At 72.5% G+C, this 19,961-nt stretch carries 17 protein-coding genes; 3 read left to right on the top strand and 14 right to left on the bottom strand.

The window, feature by feature from the left end:
- The first annotated feature begins 24 nt into the window (after window positions 1-24).
- A complete protein-coding gene (locus RIU97_RS31000; RefSeq protein ID WP_404960869.1) occupies window positions 25-498 on the top strand; it encodes a Rieske (2Fe-2S) protein in 474 nt (157 codons plus the stop codon).
- Window positions 499-526: 28 nt separating this feature from the next.
- A complete protein-coding gene (locus tag RIU97_RS30995) occupies window positions 527-1,207 on the top strand; it encodes a DNA polymerase beta superfamily protein (RefSeq protein ID WP_404960868.1) in 681 nt (226 codons plus the stop codon).
- Here the strand turns inward: RIU97_RS30995 and RIU97_RS30990 are convergent.
- The 14 genes from RIU97_RS30990 to RIU97_RS30925 form a co-directional block, all read right to left on the bottom strand.
- Window positions 1,196-1,954: a DNA polymerase beta superfamily protein gene (locus RIU97_RS30990; RefSeq protein WP_404960867.1), complete on the bottom strand. Its 759-nt coding sequence runs from the start codon at window positions 1,952-1,954 to the stop codon at window positions 1,196-1,198. The two genes, RIU97_RS30995 and RIU97_RS30990, sit on opposite strands and share 12 nt — an antisense overlap.
- A 3-nt stretch (window positions 1,955-1,957) precedes the next feature.
- Entirely contained in the window at window positions 1,958-2,968 is a 1,011-nt protein-coding gene (locus RIU97_RS30985; protein ID WP_404960866.1) for an ADP-ribosylglycohydrolase family protein, read from the bottom strand.
- On the bottom strand, window positions 2,965-3,693 hold the full coding sequence (locus RIU97_RS30980; protein WP_404960865.1) for an NUDIX hydrolase: 729 nt from the start codon (window positions 3,691-3,693) through the stop codon (window positions 2,965-2,967). Before RIU97_RS30980 ends, RIU97_RS30985 begins: the two co-directional genes overlap by 4 nt.
- The gene (locus tag RIU97_RS30975; protein WP_404960864.1) at window positions 3,690-4,769 is read right to left on the bottom strand and encodes an AAA family ATPase; all 1,080 of its coding nucleotides are present in this window, start codon (window positions 4,767-4,769) and stop codon (window positions 3,690-3,692) included. The genes RIU97_RS30980 and RIU97_RS30975 overlap by 4 nt, the downstream gene beginning before the upstream one ends.
- A complete protein-coding gene (gene pnuC / locus RIU97_RS30970) occupies window positions 4,766-5,383 on the bottom strand; it encodes a nicotinamide riboside transporter PnuC (protein WP_404960863.1) in 618 nt (205 codons plus the stop codon). Before pnuC ends, RIU97_RS30975 begins: the two co-directional genes overlap by 4 nt.
- Window positions 5,384-5,548: 165 nt before the next feature.
- Complete coding sequence (locus tag RIU97_RS30965) at window positions 5,549-6,919, bottom strand: pseudouridine synthase (protein WP_404960862.1); 1,371 nt, start codon at window positions 6,917-6,919, stop codon at window positions 5,549-5,551.
- Window positions 6,919-7,554, bottom strand: a complete 636-nt coding sequence (gene scpB / locus RIU97_RS30960) for an SMC-Scp complex subunit ScpB (protein WP_319726253.1) — start codon at window positions 7,552-7,554, stop codon at window positions 6,919-6,921. Before scpB ends, RIU97_RS30965 begins: the two co-directional genes overlap by 1 nt.
- A complete protein-coding gene (locus tag RIU97_RS30955; protein ID WP_404963013.1) occupies window positions 7,551-8,582 on the bottom strand; it encodes a segregation and condensation protein A in 1,032 nt (343 codons plus the stop codon). Before RIU97_RS30955 ends, scpB begins: the two co-directional genes overlap by 4 nt.
- A gap of 1,088 nt (window positions 8,583-9,670) precedes the next feature.
- Window positions 9,671-10,210: a hypothetical protein gene (locus RIU97_RS30950; RefSeq protein WP_404960861.1), complete on the bottom strand. Its 540-nt coding sequence runs from the start codon at window positions 10,208-10,210 to the stop codon at window positions 9,671-9,673.
- Window positions 10,195-11,313, bottom strand: coding sequence for a ParA family protein (locus RIU97_RS30945; protein ID WP_361760339.1), 1,119 nt, complete (start codon window positions 11,311-11,313; stop codon window positions 10,195-10,197). The genes RIU97_RS30950 and RIU97_RS30945 overlap by 16 nt, the downstream gene beginning before the upstream one ends.
- A 368-nt stretch (window positions 11,314-11,681) precedes the next feature.
- Window positions 11,682-12,797 carry an alanine dehydrogenase gene (gene ald, locus RIU97_RS30940; RefSeq protein ID WP_404960860.1) on the bottom strand — a complete coding sequence of 372 codons (1,116 nt, stop codon included), beginning with the start codon at window positions 12,795-12,797 and terminating at the stop codon, window positions 11,682-11,684.
- 152 nt (window positions 12,798-12,949) lie between these two features.
- Window positions 12,950-14,962: a tetratricopeptide repeat protein gene (locus RIU97_RS30935; RefSeq protein WP_404963012.1), complete on the bottom strand. Its 2,013-nt coding sequence runs from the start codon at window positions 14,960-14,962 to the stop codon at window positions 12,950-12,952.
- 330 nt (window positions 14,963-15,292) lie between these two features.
- The gene (locus tag RIU97_RS30930) at window positions 15,293-15,940 is read right to left on the bottom strand and encodes an NUDIX domain-containing protein (RefSeq protein WP_404963011.1); all 648 of its coding nucleotides are present in this window, start codon (window positions 15,938-15,940) and stop codon (window positions 15,293-15,295) included.
- An 82-nt stretch (window positions 15,941-16,022) separates the two neighbouring features.
- On the bottom strand, window positions 16,023-17,675 hold the full coding sequence (locus tag RIU97_RS30925) for a CTP synthase (RefSeq protein ID WP_404960859.1): 1,653 nt from the start codon (window positions 17,673-17,675) through the stop codon (window positions 16,023-16,025).
- A gap of 472 nt (window positions 17,676-18,147) precedes the next feature.
- On the opposite strand from RIU97_RS30925, the gene RIU97_RS30920 reads away from it, so the two are divergent.
- Window positions 18,148-19,953 (top strand): glycoside hydrolase family 15 protein, encoded by a 1,806-nt coding sequence (locus RIU97_RS30920; protein ID WP_404960858.1) that lies wholly within the window; start codon window positions 18,148-18,150, stop codon window positions 19,951-19,953.
- Window positions 19,954-19,961: the final 8 nt, after the last annotated feature.

Here is a 19,961-nt window from a genome sequence, read left to right as displayed (position 1 = left end):
CGGCCACAACGCGAGGAGAGACTCATGAGCGACCCCACGCACACCGCCCGGCGCACGGTACTGGCGGCGGGCGCGGCCGCCCTGGCAGGCGGTGCGCTCACCGCCTGCGGCAGTGACGGCGAGAAGACCCCCCAGGGAGAATCGAACCTCTCGGCGTCCGTGCCCGCCGCCTCCACCGCCGCCACCCCGGAATCCGGTTCGGCGGGCGCGGAGGTCCTCGTCAAGGCCGCGGACGTGCCCAAGGGCGGCGGAACGATCCTCAAGGAGGAGAAGCTCGTGGTCACCCAGCCCACGGCCGGATCCTTCCGCTGCTTCACGGCGGTCTGCCCCCACCAGGGCTGCCTGGTGAACAAGGTGGAGAACGGGAGCATCGACTGCCCCTGCCACGGCAGCAAGTTCGCCATCGCGGACGGCGCCGTGACCAAGGGTCCGTCCACCAAGGGCCTGGCGGAGAAGAAGATCAAGGTCGCGGCGGACGGCAATATCTCGCTCGCATAGCGGCAGGTCAGGCGCCTACGCTCGCCGGATGGACGATCTGACGCTGGTACGGGACCACACGGTCTACCGATGCGTGATGGGCTCCCGGGCGTTCGGGCTGGCGACGGAGGCGAGCGACACCGACCGGCGCGGTGTCTACCTCGCCCCGACGCCGCTCTTCTGGCGGTTCGAGAAGCCCCCCACGCACGTGGAGGGCCCGCGGGACGAGGAGTTCTCCTGGGAGCTGGAGCGCTTCTGCGAACTCGCGCTGCGGGCCAACCCGAACGTCCTGGAGTGCCTGCACTCCCCCCTGGTGGACGAGCTCACGCCGGTGGGCGAGGAACTGCTCTCGCTGCGCGAGGCCTTCCTCTCCCGCCGGGCCCACACCAGCTTCAGCCGGTATGCGGCCTCCCAGCGCGGCAAACTCCTCGCCGACGTCCGCATCCACGGCGCCCCGCGCTGGAAGCACGCCATGCACCTGCTGCGCCTGCTCCTGTCCTGCCGCGACCTGCTGCGCACGGGCCGCCTGACCATCGACGCCGGCCCGTACCGCGACCGCCTCCTCGCCGTCCGCCGCGGGGAGCTCGCCTGGGACGAGGCCGACGCCTGGATGGCCCGCCTCCAGGGGGAGACGGAGGCCGCCCTTGCCACCACTCCCCTGCCCGCGGAGCCGGACCACGCCCGTGTCGAGGACTTCCTGGTCCGGGCCCGCCGCGCGTCAGTCGCGTAGCGCCCGGCGCCGTACGACGAACGCGTCGAGGGCGTCGTACGCCGTCCCGTGCTCGGGCAGCACGGAGGCGGACTGCGCCGCGTCCAGCACGGCGTGCAGCGCCTCGAAGTCCGCGCGCACCCCGCCGACGGCCGGGCCCTCGTAGCCCCCGTGCTCGGCGGCGACCTTCGCCTCGATCAGGGCGGTGAGGTACGGGGGCGCCTCGGGCACCTCGGCCAGCAGGGTCGGCAGGTGCGCCTGCACCGTGCCCGACCGCATCAGGTGGATGCCGGTGAGCAGCGCCCGGAACGCGTAAAGCAGCGGCTTGAGTTCGGCGGCCTTGTCGAAGAGCCGCCACTGCGTGTTGGCGAACCCCCGGTAGTGGTGGGCGTGGTGGGAGGTCAGCACGCCCGGGGCCAGCGCGATCAGCTCCTCGTGCGCCGGTGTCGTGTGGACCACGAGCGGGGAGAGCAGCTGCTCCAGGACGTAGCCGTTGCGGTTCAGCATCAGGCGGACGAACTTGCGCAGGTCGTGCGTGACGAGGTCCATCTCCACGTCGTCCCGGTCCCACATGCGGGTGCGGGTCTCCTCCAGTTCGCGCAGGCCGAGGAGGGCCTGCGCCGGCAGGAGGTGGGCGCCCCGCAGGTCGATGTCGGAGTCCCGGGACGGGAAGCCGTACAGGTGGGCGCCCGACACCGTGGCGAAGAGCAGCGGGTCGGGCTGCTCCGCCACGACGGGGGTCAGGTCGAGACTCAGTGCATCCAGCATGGATCAAGCATCCCAGAGGGTGCCGAAGGCGAGGAGTTCGTCCCGGTACTCGATGCGGCCCTCCCAGTCCCGGGGCCAGACGTCGGGGCCGAGGTGGGCTCCGGCGAAGGCGCCCGCGAGGCAGGCGATGGAGTCCGAGTCGCCCCGCGTGCAGGCCGCGCGGCGCAGGGCCAGGAGGGGCTCGTCGGGGAAGAGCAGGAAGCACTGGAGGGCCGTGGCGAGGGCCTCCTCGGCGATCCAGCCGTCGCCTGTGGTCAGGCAGGGGTCGGTCTCCGGGGAGGGGGACCGCAGGGCGGCCGCCAGCCGGTCGAGGACCGCCAGGCACTCGTCCCAGCCCCGCGCCATGAAGGACTCCGGCGAGGCGTCGGAGGAGGTCCGCATCCAGAGGTCGCCGAGCCAGCGCTCGTGGTAGCGGGTGCGGTTCTCCAGGGCGTACGAGCGCAGCCGTCCGACCAGGCCCGTCACCTCGGTGCCCGCGGCCAGCAGGTGCACCGCCCGCGCCGTCAGGTCGGAGGCGGCGAGCGCCGTCGGGTGGCCGTGGGTGAGGGCGGACTGGAGCTGGGCGGCGCCGGCCCGCTCCTCGTCCGTCCAGCCCGGCACCAGCCCGACCGGGACCACGCGCATGTTCGCGCCGCAGCCCTTGGAGCCGACCTGGCTGGCGTCCCGCCAGTCCCGTTCGGGCTGGTTCAGGAGGCTGCAGGCCTTGAGGCAGGTGTTCCCCGGCGCCCGGTTGTTCTCCGGGGAGTGGTACCAGTCGACGAACTCCTCGCGGACCGGGCGGGCCAGGCGCAGCGGGCCGACCGGGCCGCGCTCCATGGCGGTGCGCATCCCGCGCGCGAGGGCCAAGGTCATCTGGGTGTCGTCCGTGACGATCGCCGGGCGGGGGAGCTTCATCTCCCGCCAGGGGCCCGTCTTGGCCAGGATCGAGGGCACGTCGTTGAACTCGGTCGGGAAGCCGAGGGCGTCGCCCAGGGCCAGGCCTATCAGGGCGCCCGTCGCGGCTCGCTTCGTCATCGGGTGGGTCCTTCCGGTCGGAGCAGAGGGGGATGGAGTGCGGTCGCCGGGCCGGGCCGGTAGAGGGCGGCCGGTTTGCCGCGGCCGCCGGTCAGCCGGGCGGCGCCCGGCACGGCCTCGACGAACCCGGGCGTCGTCAGGACCTTGCGGCGGAAGTTGGGGCGGTCGAGGGCGGTGTCCCAGACGGTCTCGTAGACGGCCCGGAGCTCGCCCAGGGTGAACTCGGGCGGGCAGAAGGCGGTGGCCAGGCAGGTGTACTCCAGCTTCGAGCCGATCCGCTCCCGTGCGTCCGCCAGGATCACGGCGTGGTCGAAGGCGAGGTCGCAGGCCTCCCCGACCGGCAGCCAGCGGGCGTGCGCCGCGTCCCCGCCGCCCTCCGCCGCCGGCTCGGGCATGTCCGGGACGAGGGCCGTGAAGGCCACCGAGACCACCCGCATCCGCGGATCCCGGTCCGGTTCGCTGTACGTGCGCAGCTGCTCCAGGTGGAGCGCGGCCATCACCGGCTCCGGCAGGCCGGTCTCCTCGGCCAGTTCGCGCCGGGCGGCCGCCTCCGCGGACTCCCTCGGCAGGACGAACCCCCCGGGCAGCGCCCAGGCCCCCGCGTACGGCTCCTGGCCGCGCCGGATCAGCAGCACGTGCAGGGCGCCGTCGCGCACGGTGAACACGGCCAGGTCGACCGTCACCGCGAACGGCTCGAAGGCGTACGGGTCATAGCCGGCGGTCATCGGTTCTCCGGAAGGGGGTCGGTGAAGTGCCAGCCCTCGGCCAGCAGCTCGTCCACGGCCGCGACCGCCGTTTCCAGCCGGGCCGCCCGGTCCCCGCGCACGACGAGGAAACGCCTCCCGGTGCGCTCCAGTTCCGCCCGGAACCGCCCGGTCATCCAGGGTCTGAGCTGCGGCCCGTCCCGCAGCCCGTCGTCCTCGAAGGGCACGTCGGCGTGGTCGGTCAGCAGGTACAGGTCCCGTCGGGTCAGGGCGGCGATCCGCTCGACCTCGGGGTTGCGGTCACCCATGTACCGCTCGTGCCAGATCCCGGTCGCGAAGGAGTCGGTGTCGCAGAACAGCACCGGGGAGCCGAGCCGGGCGGCCTGCTCCTCGTCCGCGTCCTGGTGGCGGGCGATGACCGGGAACTCCTCCGAGGTGAAGGACACGTCCGTCCAGGACGCCGCCTGGTCGGCCGCGCGGGCCGCCGCCAGCTTCTCCTCGCTGTACCGGCGGCCGTACTCGGCGACCCAGCCGGTCTTGGCCCAGACGCCGCCTCGCCGCCGGTAGTGGTCCGCCAGGGCCCGCGACAGCGTGGTGGTCCCTGTGGACTCCGCGCCCAGGACGACGACCCGCCGGGTCAGCGCGGCGCGCACGGCCGGCCCGAGGAACTCCCAGGAGCCGACCGGGTCCTTGCGGACCGCCGTCCCGGACACCGGGAACAGCGTCCGCTCCCGGTCCACCAGGACCTCCTCGGCGCCGAACCGCCGGGCGAGCTCGCTCCCGTACTCCTCCGAGGTGAACACGGCGTCCACCCGCCCGGGGACCGCGCTGCGGAAGACCGCCATGTGCGCCTCCCAGATCTGCGGGTCGTGCAGGTCGACCGGGATGTCGTCGACCGCGCCGACGACCTCGGCCCCGGGGTGCGCCTCGCGCATCCAGGCGACCCGGTCGGCGAGCGGGACCGACTCCACCGAAGCCGCGCACACCAGCACGGTCAGCCGCTCGCACTGGTCCTGGGCGGTGTGCACCAGGTGGTGGTGCCCGGCGTGCGGCGGGTAGAACTTGCCGAGGACCAGGCCGTGCCCGTGGCGCCTCATGCCGTCGCCTCCTTCGCCTCCGCCGCCGTACGGGCGTCCGCCGCGGGCAGCGTGCGCCGCCAGCCGAGGAGTCCGGCCACGCACAGGGCGAGGAAGCCCACGTAGAGCGCGGAGGTCAGGTAGAGCCCCTTGTGCGCGTAGAGCGGGATGTAGACGAGGTCGGCGGCGATCCACAGCCACCAGGACTCGACGAGCTTGCGGCACTGCCCGTAGGTGGCGGCGAGCGAGAGCCCGGTGGTCAGCGCGTCCCAGAACGGGACGGTGGAGTCGGTGGCCCGGCTCAGCAGCAGCGTGAGTCCGAGAACCGCCACCGCCCCCGCCGCGGCGAGCCCGGCCCATTCGGTGCGCGTGGTGCGGCGCACCGGCAGGGCCTCGGCGGATCCTGGTCCACCCCCGTGGGTCCAGGACCACCAGCCGTAGGCGGCGAGGGCGATGAAGACGATCTGGAGCCCGGCATCGGCGTAGAGGCCGGCCTGGGCGAAGAGCACGATGAAGAAGACGTTGTTGGCGATGCCGATCGGCCAGTTGGCGACGTGCTGCCGGGCGACCAGCCAGACGCACAGGGCGCCGGTGGCGAAGCCGAGCACCTCGGTCCAGCTCATGGTCCAGCTCATGCCGACCCCCCTCACTCTGTTTAATGGTCAGACTGACTATAAACAGGGAGGCGGGTCCCCGACAAGCAGAAAACCCGCGGCGCCCTGGGGCACCGCGGGTTCGTTCTCTCCGAACGGGGTTCCTGCGAACGGACCGGCCACCTGTGCGGTGACCGGGGCCGCCTCCTACAGACCGACCTCGCGCATCAGCATGCCGACCTCGGTGTTGGTCAGGCGGCGCAGCCAGCCGGACTTCTGGTCGCCCAGCTCGATCGGGCCGAAGGAGGTCCGGACGAGCTTCTCGACCGGGAAGCCGGCCTCCGCCATCATGCGGCGGACGATGTGCTTGCGGCCCTCGTGGAGGGTGACCTCGACCAGGTAGTTCTTGCCGACCTGGTCGACGACGCGGAAGTGGTCGGCGCGGGCGTAGCCGTCCTCCAGCTCGATGCCGTCCTTGAGGCGCTTGCCGATCTCGCGCGGCAGCGGGCCGGTGATGGCGGCGACGTAGGTCTTCTTCACGCCGTACTTCGGGTGCGTGAGGCGGTGGGCCAGCTCACCGTGGTTGGTGAGCAGGATGATGCCCTCGGTCTCCGTGTCGAGCCGGCCGACGTGGAAGAGACGCGTCTCACGGTTGGTGACGTAGTCGCCCAGGCACTGGCGGCCGTCGGGGTCCTCCATGGTGGAGACGACACCGGCGGGCTTGTTCAGCGCGAAGAACAGGTACGACTGGGTGGCGACGGTCAGGCCGTCCACCTTGATCTCGTCCTTCGGCTGGACCCGCTTGCCCTGCTCCAGCACGATCTCGCCGTTGACCTCGACACGGGCCTGCTCGATGAGCTCCTCGCAGGCGCGGCGCGAACCCATGCCGGCGCGGGCGAGCACCTTCTGCAGACGCTCACCCTCCTCCTCGGCACCCGGGAAGGTCTTCGGGGTCTTGATCACGGGCTTGTCGGCGTACCGGTCGCGCACGCGCTCCTCGATGCGCGCGTCCAGCTCGCGCGGGCGGGACTGGCCGCTTCGGCTGCCCGGGCCGCGGCGCGGGCCGCCGGCCCCGCCGATGCCGGGGGTCCTGGAGGTCTTGGGGCCGCCCTTGGCACCACCGCGCGCGGCAGCGCCACGGGCACCGCCGCCGCCGGCCTTGGGGCCGCTGCGACCGCTGCGCTCGCCCTCGGGGCCCACGTCGTAGCGGCGCTCCTCGGGGCGCGGGTTGCGGATCCGCGGCGGCGGAGCCTGGTCGCGGTCGCGCGCGTCCGAGCCGCCGCCCTGGTAGCCGCCGCCGGAGCTGCCGCCCTGGTAGCCGCCGGAGCTGCCGCCGCGGTAACCGCCGCCGCCTCCGGTGGAGCCGCCGCGGGAGGAGCCACCGCCGGAGGAGCCACCGCGGGAGCCGCCACCGCCGGAGGAACCACCGCGGGAGCCGCCACCGCCGGAGGAACCACCGCCGCGGTAGTTGCCGCCGCCGGAGGAGGAGCCGCCGCGGGGGTTACCGCCGCGTCCGCCACCACCGCCGCCGCCGCTGTTCCTGTTGCCGCCACCGTTGCCGTTGCCGCTGCTTCGCATCAAAGTTCCGTCGTCTTGTCGTCGTCTTCATCGGTATCCGGTGAGTCCGGATCGAACGACGGCACACCTTCTTGCGTCTCGGCTTCGATCGCGTCCGCCTCGGGGAGGAAGGGCGCGAGCTCCGGGAGCTCGTCCAGGCCTCGTAGGCCCATCCGCTCCAAAAAGTGGTTCGTCGTCCTGTACAGGATCGCACCTGTTTCGGGTTCCGTCCCCGCCTCCTCCACCAGACCGCGCTGGAGGAGGGTCCGCATGACCCCGTCGCAGTTGACTCCGCGCACCGCCGAGACCCTCGAGCGGCTCACCGGCTGGCGGTACGCGACGACCGCCAGGGTCTCCAGGGCCGCCTGGGTGAGCCGGGCCTGCTGGCCGTCCAGTACGAAGCCCTCGACGGCCGGGGCGTACTCCGCCCGGCTGTAGAACCGCCAGCCGCCCGCGACCAGCCGCAGCTCGAATCCCCGGCGCGCGGCCGTGTACTCGTCGGCGAGCTCGCGCAGCGCGTGCGCGACCTCGCGCGGGGTCCGCTCCAGCACCTTCGCGAGGTGCGCCTCGGTCGCGGGCTCGTCCACGACCATGAGCACGGCTTCCAGGGCCGGCTTCAGCTCCAGCGCGGCCACCGCGCTCGCTTCGCTGCTCAATCCTTCGCCTCCACGATCTGGTCGAACTCGTCGGTCACGGTCGGCATGCCGTCGCCGTCCCCGCCGCTCCAGCGCACGGTGAGGGTCTGCAGGGCCTCCTCCTGGTCGAGAACGACCGCCTTCTCCCGGTAGAGCTCCAGGAGGGCCAGGAAGCGCGCGACGACGGTGAGGGTGTCGCCGGCGTCCTCGGTGAGCTCCTGGAAGGTGGCCTCCCCGCGCGCCTTCAGCATCCGCACCACGAGCCCGGCCTGCTCGCGCACGCTGACGAGGGGCGCGTGGATGTGGTCCACGTACACCTGGGGCTTGGCCCTCGGCTGCATGGCCTTGACGGCGAGCCGGGCGAACCCTTCGGCCCCGATGCTGATGACGACCTCGGGCAGCAGGTCCGCGTGGTGCGGCTCCAGCCCGACGGTCCTCGGGTACCGCCTCCCCTCGGCCTCGGCCCGCCCTTCGAAGATCTCGGCGATCTGCTTGTACGCGCGGTACTGCAGCAGGCGCGCGAAGAGCAGGTCCCGGGCCTCGAGGAGGGCGAGGTCCCCCTCGTCCTCGACCTCGGCGGCCGGCAGCAGGCGGGCGGCCTTCAGGTCGAGGAGGGTGGCGGCGACGACGAGGAACTCGGTGGTCTGGTCGAGGTCCCAGTCCGGCCCCATCGCCCGGATGTGGGCCATGAACTCATCGGTGACCTTGGACAGCGCCACCTCGGTGACGTCGAGCTTGTGCCGCGAGATCAGCTGGAGCAGCAGATCGAAGGGCCCCTCGAAGTTCTCGAGCCGCAACGTGAACCGCCCGTCGCCTCCAGCGGGGCGTGCAGGCACTCCGGCCCGAACCACGCCGCCTGCGACAGCAGCACCCCCACCAGGCGCGCCTGCGGCGGGGGCCACGACACCCCCGGCCGAACCGCCTCCGCCAAGGCCAGCAGCGTTCGCGTCCACGGCAGAGCCGCCCCCGACAGCAGCGTCCACGCCAGCGCCGACTCCGGCAGAGGTGGGAGTGTCCCCGGCCCCGGCCGAGCCGCCTCCGGCCGGCACTACGGCGCCCTCGGCCGAACCGCCTCCGGAAGGGCCGGCAGCGTCCGCGTCCACGGCAGAGCCGCCCCCGACAGCGGCATCCTCGCCAGCGCCGACTCCGGCGGGGGTGGCAGCGTCCTCGGCGGCGGGTCTGCCGGCCGGCAGTGCGGCGGTCTGCTTCGGCCCGGGGTGGTCCTGCTGGCTGTCTTGGGGGTCGTGCGGGGGGCCGGGGGTCTCGGGCTCCGCCCCAGCATCCACCGCTGCGCGCCGCGCAGCAGGCGCGTGAGGCTCGGCCTTGCCGCCTGCGGCGGGGGCGGCAGCGTGCTCGGCCCCGGCCCGGCCGCCTGCGCGAGCACTGGCCTCGCCCGGCTCGCCTCCGGCGGGGGTGGCAGCGGCCTCGGACTGGGTGCCTGTTGTGGGGATGTCGACCGGGGTTCGGTCCGCTGGCGCGTCTGCGGACTCCGGCCCAGGGCGGTCCTGCCGGGGGGCTGCGGGGTCGTGCGGGGCCCCGGGGGTGGGCCGGGGCTCCGGGCCGCCCTGCGCCGCCGTGGGCCCCGCAGCGGGCGCGTCAGGGGCTTCGGGGTCCGCTCCCCCGTCGGCCGCGTCGGAGTTGCCGGGGCCGCGCCCCAGCAGTCGCCGGGGCGGTCGGCCGGATTCGGCGGGGAAGGGCATCGCGGTCCAGGTGGTGCGCAGGGGCAGCGGCGGCGGGCTGGGTGACAGCCACGAGCAGCCTAGTGCTGCGGCCGGAAAGTCCCGCCGGGGCGCGGCGTCCGGTGCGGCTCATCGCACGGCGGGGGGGCAGCGCTGCGCCGTCCGGCAACGCGGCTGGTGCGGTGGCCGGAAGGTCCCCCCGGGCCCGGCGTATCGCACGGCAGGGGGCGGCAGCACTGCGCCGTCCGGCAACGCGGCTGGTGCGGTGACCGGAAGGTCCCGCCGGGCGCGGCGGGCGGTGCGACGCACGGGGGTGGGTCGGGGCCCGCGCTGGGCGTATGGACGTACTGCGCCGTAAGGCAACGCCGCCGGGAGCCGGGCCCGGCTGGGCCTCGGCGTCCGGGTGGCCCGGAACCCGGCAGGGGTTCCAGGGCTCCGGGGAGCCGGCCTCAGGCAGGTCAGCGGCCGCGCAGGCGGCGGACCAGGATGCTGGCGTCGCCGCGGGACTCGAGATCGGCGAGGACCACCGCCACCGCCTCGCGGACGATGCGGCCCCGGTCGACGGCGAGCCCGTGCTCCCCGCGCAGCACCAGCCGCGCGTGTTCCAGGTCCATGAGCTCCTCGGCGGAGACGTAGACCGTGATCTTCTCGTCGTGCCGTTCGCGGCCGCTGGGCCGCCGGTTCGCACCGCGGCCCTGCCCCTTGCCCCGGCGGGTCGCACCGGTCGGGGGGGTGACCGCCCCGCCGACCGGGCCGGCGGGGCTGACAGAACCTTCCTGCGGTCGCCGCGGCTGCCCCACGACGGGCCCGCCGGACGCCGTACCGGCCTCAGCCTCCCGGCTGCGGCCCTCACCCGCCGTGCCCTCGGCCGAACTGGCCGAGTGTTCCGCGACGGGTGCCTCCTCGACCCCGCGCCGCGGCGAGGACGACTGCAGCGCCATCCCCCCGGTCGTACGGAACAGTTCGTCGGCTCCGGGCAGACTCACTCGGCGTGACACCGGGCGAGCACCTCCCTGGCCAGCTGGCGGTAGGCGGCGGCTCCGACGGAGTTGGAGGCGTACGTCGTGATCGGCTCACCGGCGACCGTGGTCTCCGGGAAGCGCACCGTGCGGCCGATGACCGTGTGGTAGACGTGGTCGTCGAAGGCCTCGACGACGCGCGCCAGCACCTCACGGCTGTGCACCGTACGGGAGTCGTACATCGTGGCGAGGATGCCGTCGAGCTCCAGCTCGGGGTTGAGCCGCTCCTGCACCTTCTCGATGGTCTCGGTCAGCAGCGCCACGCCGCGCAGCGCGAAGAACTCGCACTCCAGCGGGACGATGACCTTGTGAGCCGCCGTCAGGGCGTTCACGGTCAGCAGACCGAGCGAGGGCTGACAGTCGATCACGATGTAGTCGTAGTCGGCCAGCAGGGGCTTCAGGGCCCGCTGCAGGGTGGACTCGCGCGCGACCTCACTGACCAACTGCACTTCCGCAGCGGACAGGTCGATGTTGCTCGGCAGCAGGTCCATGTTGGGGACCGCCGTCTTGAGCAGCACCTCGTCGGCCGACATGCCCCGCTCCATGAGCAGGTTGTAGACCGTCAGGTCGAGTTCCATCGGGTTCACGCCGAGACCCACGGACAGCGCGCCCTGCGGGTCGAAGTCGACGAGCAGCACGCGGCGCCCGTACTCGGCGAGCGCGGCACCCAGGTTGATGGTCGACGTGGTCTTGCCCACGCCGCCCTTCTGGTTGCACATCGCGATGATCTTCGCCGGACCGTGGTCGGTCAGCGGACCCGGGATCGGGAAGTACGGGAGCGGGCGTCCGGTCGGGCCGATCCGCTCACGGCGCTGGCGGGCAGCGTCGGGGGCGAGGGTGGCCGCGTACTCGGGGTCCGGTTCGTACTCCGCGTCGGGGTCGTAGAAGTGCCCTTCGGGCACATTGTCGTAGTCGGCGAAACCAGTGGGCTTTTCGCCGCTCAGGTCGCCGGCCCTGGAGTTCACGTCTAGGCCGTCCATGCTCTTTTGGGGCGTCGTCATGTGCTGGTGGTTTGCGAAGGTGCGTACCGCGACGGAGCCGACGGCTTCGAGCCCGGTAGGGCCTTGGCCCCGCTCGGGCATCCCTGCTCGACCACCCCCAGGGGCAAATGTCGACTCATTCACAAGTCGTCTTACCTCCTCGGACGTGACCAGGACACTTATCGATAGGTCAGCGTGGCACCATGCCGACGGTTGGCGACTCTATGGCGTGTCACCACTCAGCGGCAACACAATCCGCCGGACCCGGCACGATGTGTCGGTAACCGAACACCACTCTGTCAAGGGCGTGCGAGCTGTCGCTGCGAAGTTTCGCGGGTGCGCGAAAGGGTTAAAGGGTTACGTTCGAGGCGAGTTGAGCGGGGCCTCGGGGCACGCCGCAAACGCGTCCGGCCGGACCTTGCGGGCAAGGTCCGGCCGGATACGTGAGATTGACGTCAGTCGTTGACGCGTCAGCCGAGCAGCGTGCTCAGCTCGAGGGTCTCGAGGCCGTGGGCCTCGGCGACGGGACCGTAAACGACCTGCCCGTCATGGGTGTTGAGGCCCAGCCCGAGCGCGGGGTCACGGCGCAGCGCCTCGACCCAGCCGAGGTTCGCGAGCTGCACGATGTAGGGCAGCGTAGCGTTCGTCAGCGCGTAGGTGGAGGTGTTCGGCACCGCGCCCGGCATGTTGGCGACGCAGTAGAAGACCGAGTTGTGGACCTGGAAGGTCGGCTCGGCGTGGGTGGTCGGACGGGAGTCCTCGAAGCAGCCGCCCTGGTCGATCGCAATGTCGACAAGTACACTTCCGGGCTTCATCTTGGCGACGAGCTCGTTGGTGACCAGCTTCGGCGCCTTCGCACCCGGGATCAGGACCGCACCGATGACGAGGTCGGCCTCGATGACGGCCTTCTCGAGCTCGTAGGCGTTGGAGACGATCGTCTTGATCTTCGTGCCGAAGATCTTGTCGGCCTCGCGGAGCTTGTTGATGTCGCGGTCGAGCAGGGTCACGTGGAAGCCCATGCCGATGGCGATCTGCGCGGCGTTCCAGCCGGAGACGCCGCCGCCGATGACCACGCACTCGCCGGCGTGGGTGCCGGGGACCCCGCCCGGGAGGACGCCGCGGCCGCCGGCCGAGCGCATCAGGTGGTAGGCGCCGACCTGCGGGGCCAGCCGGCCCGCGACCTCGGACATCGGGGCGAGCAGCGGCAGCGCGCGGTTCGCGAGCTCGACCGTCTCGTACGCGATGGCGGTGGTGCCGGACTCCAGCAGGGCGTCCGTGCACTCGCGGGAGGCCGCCAGGTGCAGGTAGGTGAAGAGCGTCTGGTCCTTGCGGAGGCGGTGGTACTCCTCCGCGATCGGCTCCTTGACCTTCAGCAGCAGGTCGGCGGTGGCCCAGACCTCGTCGGCGGTGCCGAGGATCTCCGCACCGGCCGAGACGTACTCGGCGTCCGTGATCGAGGAGCCGACACCGGCGTTCTGCTCGATGAAGACCTGGTGGCCGTTGCGGACCAGCTCATGCACGCCGGCGGGCGTGATGGCGACCCGGAACTCGTTGTTCTTGACCTCGCGGGGGATGCCGACCTTCATCGTCGATCACGGTCCTTGGCTCAGGGGATTTTTCGGGGCACTTCCATACATACCCGCCCACAAGAACGCGCAACGGGATGCACCACGGGATGTCGTGGTGAAGCCAGTCTAATGAAGGACGACGCGCTGTCTAGCCTTGCAAACAAATAATCTCAGTCGATATCACTGCGGATTTCGCAGGCTGCGGGGTCGTCTCCCAGCAATCTGTCGGCTGCGGAGCGGTGCAGCCTTGCAGCTGCGGGGTCGCCCAGCCGGTCGAGCGTGTCGGCCAGCCGGACCTGCAGCGCGGCCTGAAGTCGCTGGTCGCCGGCCCTGCGTGCGAGCTCCACCGCCTCACGGCAGGTGTGCAGCGATTCCTCGGGCCGTCCCGCGTACTCCTGGACCCGCGCCATCTCGCTCAACGCCTTTGCCTGACCCGGCACATCGGCCAGTTTCCGGTAGCCCGCGGCGGCGGCCCGCCAGCTGCGCAGCGCGTCCCCGTACCGGCCGGCGTACGTGTGCACGTTTCCGAGCCGCCCGTACAGCCGGGCCTCGTCCGCGCGCTCCCCCCGCGCGAGGGCCTGGGAGAGCGCCCGGCCGAACCAGTCCGCGGCCCGGTGCCAGTCCGCCAGCTCCTGGTACGCGCCGCCTACGGATTCCATCGCGCGGCCGGTCGCGTACGGATCGTTCGCCGCCCTTCCGGCGTCCAGCGCGGCCCGGTAGCGCTCCAGGGCCTCCTGGGTCCGGCCGGTCTCGGCGTCCAGGTCGGCCAGGTTCAGCAGCGCGGCGGCCTGCTCCCGGTGCAGGTCCCGGCGCTCGGCCACGTCCAGGACCAGCCGGTGCAGCCCGTACAGCTCGGGGGCGGCCCCGGCGGTGCCCCGGTGCTCCGCCAGGGCCCGCACGAGGGCCGCGACCAGCCGGCGGGCGAGGGTGTCCAGCTCCCCGTCGGCCACGGCCAGGGTGGCCGCCGCGTCGAGCGCGGGCAGCCGGGTGTCCAGCCAGGTGGCGGCGGCCCGCCGGTCCGGGAACCGCAGGGCGCGCGGCAGCCCGTCCAGGACCTCCCGCACCTCCTCCTCGTCGGCCGCGGCCATGGCCCGGCAGGAGTGCAGCAGCCGTACGGTGCGCTCCAGCGTCCGGGCCCGGGCCAGCTGGACCTCGGCCGGCCGCTCCCTGGCCTCCAGCAGGGCCTGCAGCAGGGGTGCGAGGCAGCCGGGCAGCAGGAACAGCCCGTCGTGGGCCGGGTGTACGAGCCCCAGCCCGGCGAAATCATCCAGCGTGGCCTGGGCCGCGGCCACGGAGCAGCCGGCGAGGGCGGAGGCGGTGTGCGAGTCGACGAGGCCGGCGGGGGCCAGCGGCAGCAGCCGCAGGGTCCGCTGGGCGGGCTGCGGCAGGGACTCGTAGACGAGCCGGAAGCACCGGGCGAGCGGGCCGCCGGTACTGGCCGGCATCTCGTGCAGCTGCTTGGCCACGTCGGAGACGGAGGCCTTGGGGTGGGCGGCGAGCCAGCCGCCGACGAGGCCGAGCGCGGCGGGCTGGCCCCCGCACTCCTCGGCGAGGGCGTCGGCGGCCCGGGGGTCGGCGGTGACGCGGGTGTCGCCGATGTGCTGGGCGAGCAGCTCCACGGCGGACGGCGTGTCGAGCCCGCCGAGGGTGCAGGGCCGCACGTCGGGGATCCCCGTGAGGGGCCCTTCGGCGGTGACCACGACGAGGCACTCGGGGGTGTCCGGAAGCAGGGCGTCGACCTGATGCGGATCGGCGGCGTCGTCGACCAGGATGATCACCCGGCGCCCGTCGAGCGCGGTGCGCAGGGCGGAGCTCAGCTCGTCCTCGCCGGCGCCGGGCGGGGTGGGCTGCCCCAGCCCCTCCAGCAGGCCCCTGACGGCCCGCTCGGTGGCCACCGGCTCCCCGCCGGGGCGGGTGAGCCGGGTCCGGAGCACCCCGTCGGGATACTCCTCGGCGACCTCGCGGACGAACTCCTCGGCGAGGGCCGTCCGGCCGGAGCCCGGCCGCCCGGCGACGAGCAGCACCCTGGCCCGGGGCGCCTTGGCCTTCCGGCCGGAGAGGGTGTCGAGCCCGGTCCGCGCGATGTCCTCGCGCAGCTCCTTGAGCTCACGCCGCCGCCCGACGAAATCCGTCACGGATCCGCTCCTCTCCCTGCCTTCGGATGGCGAGCGTAGTTCACGCAGAGCGACGACCCGTGTGGAGCGCGGCGGGCAAATCCCCCAATCGGATCAGCGGATGGTCCTCTTTTCTTCACGCGCCGCTCGCGGCGGACTCGGCGCCGGGGGGCCTCACCGGCTTCGCCCCGCTCCGCCGGGCTCCGTCCGTCTTTACCTCGGGCGGGGCTTCGGGGCGTGCCCCGGGCCGTCCGCCGGCTGCGGGCCCGCCGCTGCGCGGAGCCCTCCCCGCCCCGGCCTTCCACCGTTCCCCGGGGCTCGGCCCCAGACCCCGCGCCTCAAACGCCGGCGGGGCTGGATTTTCCAGCCCCGCCGGCGTTTGCGGACCAGGTCCGCGGGCTACGCCTCGTACGGGCGGGCCGGCCACGGGGCCAGGGCCGGGCGGAGGGCTTCGATGCCGCCCTCGGAGGCCAGGGCGGCGGACAGGGCCAGGACCCCGGTCACCAGCCCGGGATTGCCCAGCTCGCCCGCGAGGATCCCGCGCACCAGGTCCCCGAGAGGAACACGCGCGAGTTCCATGTCCGCCTCCTCGTCGGAGACCTCGTACCGCGCCCCCTCCGCCTCCGCGAGGTCCCGCGCCAGGAAGACCCGTACCGCCTCGTCCGACCCTCCCGGGGAGGTGAAGAAGTCGGCGAGGACGCGCCAGTCCTCCGCCTTGACGTGCGCCTCCTCGTACAGCTCCCGCTGGGCCGCGTGCAGCGGGTTCTCCCCCGCCACGTCCAGGAGCCCCGCCGGCAGCTCCCACAGCCGGTGCCGTACGGGGTGCCGGAACTGCCGCAGGACCAGGACCCGCTGCTGCTCGTCGAGGGCGAGCACGCACACCGAGCCGGGGTGCACCTGGTAGTCGCGGCGCACCACCGAACTGTCGGGCATCCGGACCTGGTCCGACTTGACGGACGTCTTCGCGCCCTCGAACGGGGTGCGCGAGGCGACGACCTCCCACGACTCCGGTGTGTCCACGATGTCGTTGCCGATGTCGTTGCCCATGGCCATGGCCGATACCTTCCCGAGAACGCGACAGCCGGGGCACGATCCGTGCCCCGGCTGCCTACGTTATGCGGTCAGGCCCTCACTTCGCGGACTGCTGCCGCTCCACGGCCGCCTTGACCAGGCCCGCGAACAGCGGGTGCGGGCGCGTGGGGCGCGAGCGCAGCTCCGGGTGGGCCTGGGTGGCCACCAGGTAGGGGTGCACCTCGCGCGGGTACTCGACGTACTCGACGAGCTTGTTGTCCGGGGAGGTGCCGGAGAAGACCAGGCCGGCCTTCTTCTCCAGCTCGCCGCGGTAGGCGTTGTTGACCTCGTAGCGGTGCCGGTGCCGCTCGTCCACGTACGCCTGGTCGCCGTAGACCTCGCGCACGATGGAGCCCTCGGCGAGCTTCGCCGGGTACATGCCCAGACGCATGGTCCCGCCCAGGTCGCCCGCGCCCTCGACGAAGGCCAGCTGCTCCTCCATGGTCGAGATGACCGGGTGCGGGGTGGAGGCGTCGAACTCGGTGGAGTTGGCGTCCTCGATGCCCGCGAGGTTCCGCGCGGCCTCGATGACCACGCACTGCAGGCCCAGGCACAGGCCGAGCAGCGGGATCTTGTTCTCGCGGGCGAAGGTGATCGCGCCGACCTTGCCGTTGACACCGCGGTCGCCGAAGCCGCCGGGCACGCAGATCGCGTCCACGTCGGCCAGCTGCGCCGCGGCGCCGGCCGGGGTCTTGCAGTCGTCGGAGGTGACCCACTTGATCTGGACCCGGGCCTTGTTGGCGAAACCGCCGGCGCGCAGCGCCTCGGTCACCGACAGGTAGGCGTCGGGCAGGTCGATGTACTTGCCGACGAGCGCGACCTTGACCTCGTGGTCGGGGTTGTGGACGCGGTCCAGCAGGTCCTCCCACACCGTCCAGTCGACGTCGCGGAAGGGCAGGTCGAGCTTGCGCACGACGTACGCGTCCAGGCCCTCGGTGTGCAGCACCTTCGGGATGTCGTAGATCGACTTGGCGTCGATGGCCGCGACCACGGCCGCCTCGTCCACGTCGCACATCAGCGAGATCTTGCGCTTGATCGAGGTCGGGACCTCGCGGTCGGCGCGCAGCACGATCGCGTCGGGCTGGATGCCGATGTTGCGCAGGGCCGCGACCGAGTGCTGGGTCGGCTTGGTCTTGAGCTCGCCGGAGGGGCCGATGTAGGGCAGCAGCGAGATGTGCACGACGAAGACGTTGTCGCGGCCGACCTCGTGGCGGACCTGGCGGACGGTCTCCAGGAACGGCAGCGACTCGATGTCGCCGACGGTGCCGCCGACCTCGGTGATGACGACGTCGACGTCCTCGGTCGCCATGCGGCGGATGCGGTGCTTGATCTCGTTGGTGATGTGCGGGATGACCTGCACGGTGTCACCGAGGTACTCGCCGCGCCGCTCCTTGGCGATGACCTGCGAGTAGACCTGGCCGGTGGTGACGTTGGCCGAGCCGTCGAGGTCGACGTCGAGGAAGCGCTCGTAGTGGCCGATGTCCAGGTCGGTCTCGGCGCCGTCGTTGGTGACGAACACCTCGCCGTGCTGGAACGGGTTCATCGTGCCGGGGTCGACGTTCAGGTACGGGTCGAGCTTCTGCATCGTGACCCGAAGACCGCGCGCCTTCAGCAGCGCACCCAGGCTGGAGGCCGTCAGGCCCTTGCCGAGGGAGGAAGCGACACCCCCGGTGACGAAGATGTGCTTGGTCGTCATGGATTTGGGCGGCATCGCCAAGAGGGGGCTCCCGTGGTCGCGAGGTGAGGTGCGTCCGGCGCCGGCCACCGTCGATCCGGAAGGGTCTCAGGGGGCGCCGAAGCTGCGGTTTCGGGGCTCCTGATTCGCACAGGCAGACCACCGGTCCACGGGGTACCAGCCTATCAGCGCCCGGGCCGGTCCGCCTCCGGCCACGCGGCGTCAGCGGCTGGTAGCAGGGCGCCGAAGTGCGGGGGGCCGGCGTGGCGCCTCCTCACCCGTTCGGCCCATCGGTATTCTTCCGCGGCTTAAGGAGATCACTAGGGTGCCGTCATATCCTGCTCGGATATCGCACACATCACCGCCGGGCAGTCCGTCAGACGGCCTAACCGAGCCGATATACGGAATCATGGGCTCAACGCGGAGATCCCCACCCACAGGTGACCGCGCAACTGCGCAATGCAAGCGCCCTTCGGGGCGGACGTGGCCGTTCGACTGGAGATGCAACGTGTCCGGGCGCATCGAGGATTACGCACTGATCGGGGACATGCAGACCGCCGCGCTGGTCTGCCGGGACGGGGCGGTGGACTGGCTCTGCCTGCCACGCTTCGACTCCCATGCCGTGTTCGCGAGCATTCTCGGCACCGAGGATCACGGGTTCTGGCGGATCGGCCCGGCGTATCCGGCCGGCTCCGAGGCCCCGCGTGCCGACCGCCGCCGCTACCGCGGTGACTCGCTGGTGCTGGAGTCGGAGTGGGACACGCCCCGCGGAAGGGTCCGCGTGATCGACTTCATGCCGCCCCGCGAGGACCACGCGCCGCAGCTGGTCCGCATCGTGGAGGGCGTCAGCGGGCGCGTCCCGATGCGCTCGGCGCTGCGGATGCGTTTCAGCTACGGGCGCGTCGTGCCCTGGGTGCACAAGGTCGACGGGCGCACCGTCGCCGTCGCCGGCCCCGACTCGGTCTGGCTGGACACCGAGGCCCAGACGTACGGCAAGGACCTGACGACGTACTCCGACTTCACGGTCGGACCCGGCGACCGGATGGCCTTCAGCATCAGCTGGCAGCCCTCCCACAAGGACGCGCCGGAGCCCCCGGACGCCGAGGCGGCGCTGGAGTCGACCACGGACTTCTGGCGCGAGTGGGTCGACCAGTGCACGTACCACGGGCCCTACCGGGAGGCCGTGGTGCGCTCCCTGATCACCCTCAAGGCCCTCACGTACGGCCCCACGGGCGGGATCGTCGCCGCGCCGACCACCTCCCTGCCGGAGGAGATCGGCGGAGTCCGCAACTGGGACTACCGCTACACCTGGCTGCGCGACGCGGCCATCACCCTCTCCTCGCTGCTGCGCACCGGCTACCGCGAGGAGGCCCGCGCCTGGCGCGAGTGGCTGCTGCGCGCGGTGGCCGGCGACCCGGAGAACCTGCAGATCATGTACGGGATCGCGGGCGAGCGGGAGCTCGGCGAGACCGAGCTGGACTGGCTGCCCGGCTACGAGAACTCCCGCCCGGTCCGCGTCGGCAACGGCGCCGCGGGCCAGCTCCAGCTCGACGTCTACGGCGAGGTCACCGAGGCCCTGCACCTGGGCCACATGACGGGCCTCGCCCGCAGCGACTACGCCTCGCTGCTCCAGCTCAAGCTGATCCGCTACCTGGAGACCCACTGGGACCAGCCGGACGAGGGCATCTGGGAGGTGCGCGGCCCGCGCCGCCACTTCGTGCACTCGAAGGTGATGGCCTGGGTGGCCGTGGACCGCACGATCAAGCTGATCGAGAGCGGCGACGCGGACGGGCCGCTGGAGCGGTGGCGCGAGCTGCGCGACGAGATCCACCAGGACGTGTGCGAGAAGGGCTACGACAAGGAGCGCAACACCTTCACCCAGTCGTACGGGTCGAAGGAGCTGGACGCCTCCCTGCTGCTGATCCCGCAGATGGGCTTCCTGCCGCCGGACGACAAGCGGGTCATCGGCACCATCGAGGCGATCCAGCGCGAGCTGTCCACGCCCGACGGTTTCATCCTGCGCTACCCGACGGCGGGCGAGCAGGCCGGCGTGGACGGCCTGGAGGGCGACGAGGGGGCCTTCCTGGCCTGCTCGTTCTGGATGGCCGACGACCTGGCGATGATCGGCCGCGTGGACGAGGCGCGCCGGCTGTTCGAGCGGCTGCTGTCGCTCCGCAACGACCTGGGTCTGCTGGCGGAGGAGTGGGATCCGCGGCTCCAGCGGCAGGTGGGGAACTTCCCGCAGGCCTTCAGCCACGTTCCGCTGATCGACACGGCGCTGCGGCTGACGGCGAGCGGGGCGTACGGGGGTTAGCGCCCTCC

Origin of the sequence: Streptomyces sp. 147326, assembly GCF_045000215.1 — a bacterium.
Taxonomy (GTDB): Bacteria; Actinomycetota; Actinomycetes; order Streptomycetales; family Streptomycetaceae; genus Streptomyces.
The sequence above is the reverse complement of the archived record's forward strand: the minus strand, read 5'-3'. Positions and strand labels throughout refer to the sequence as shown.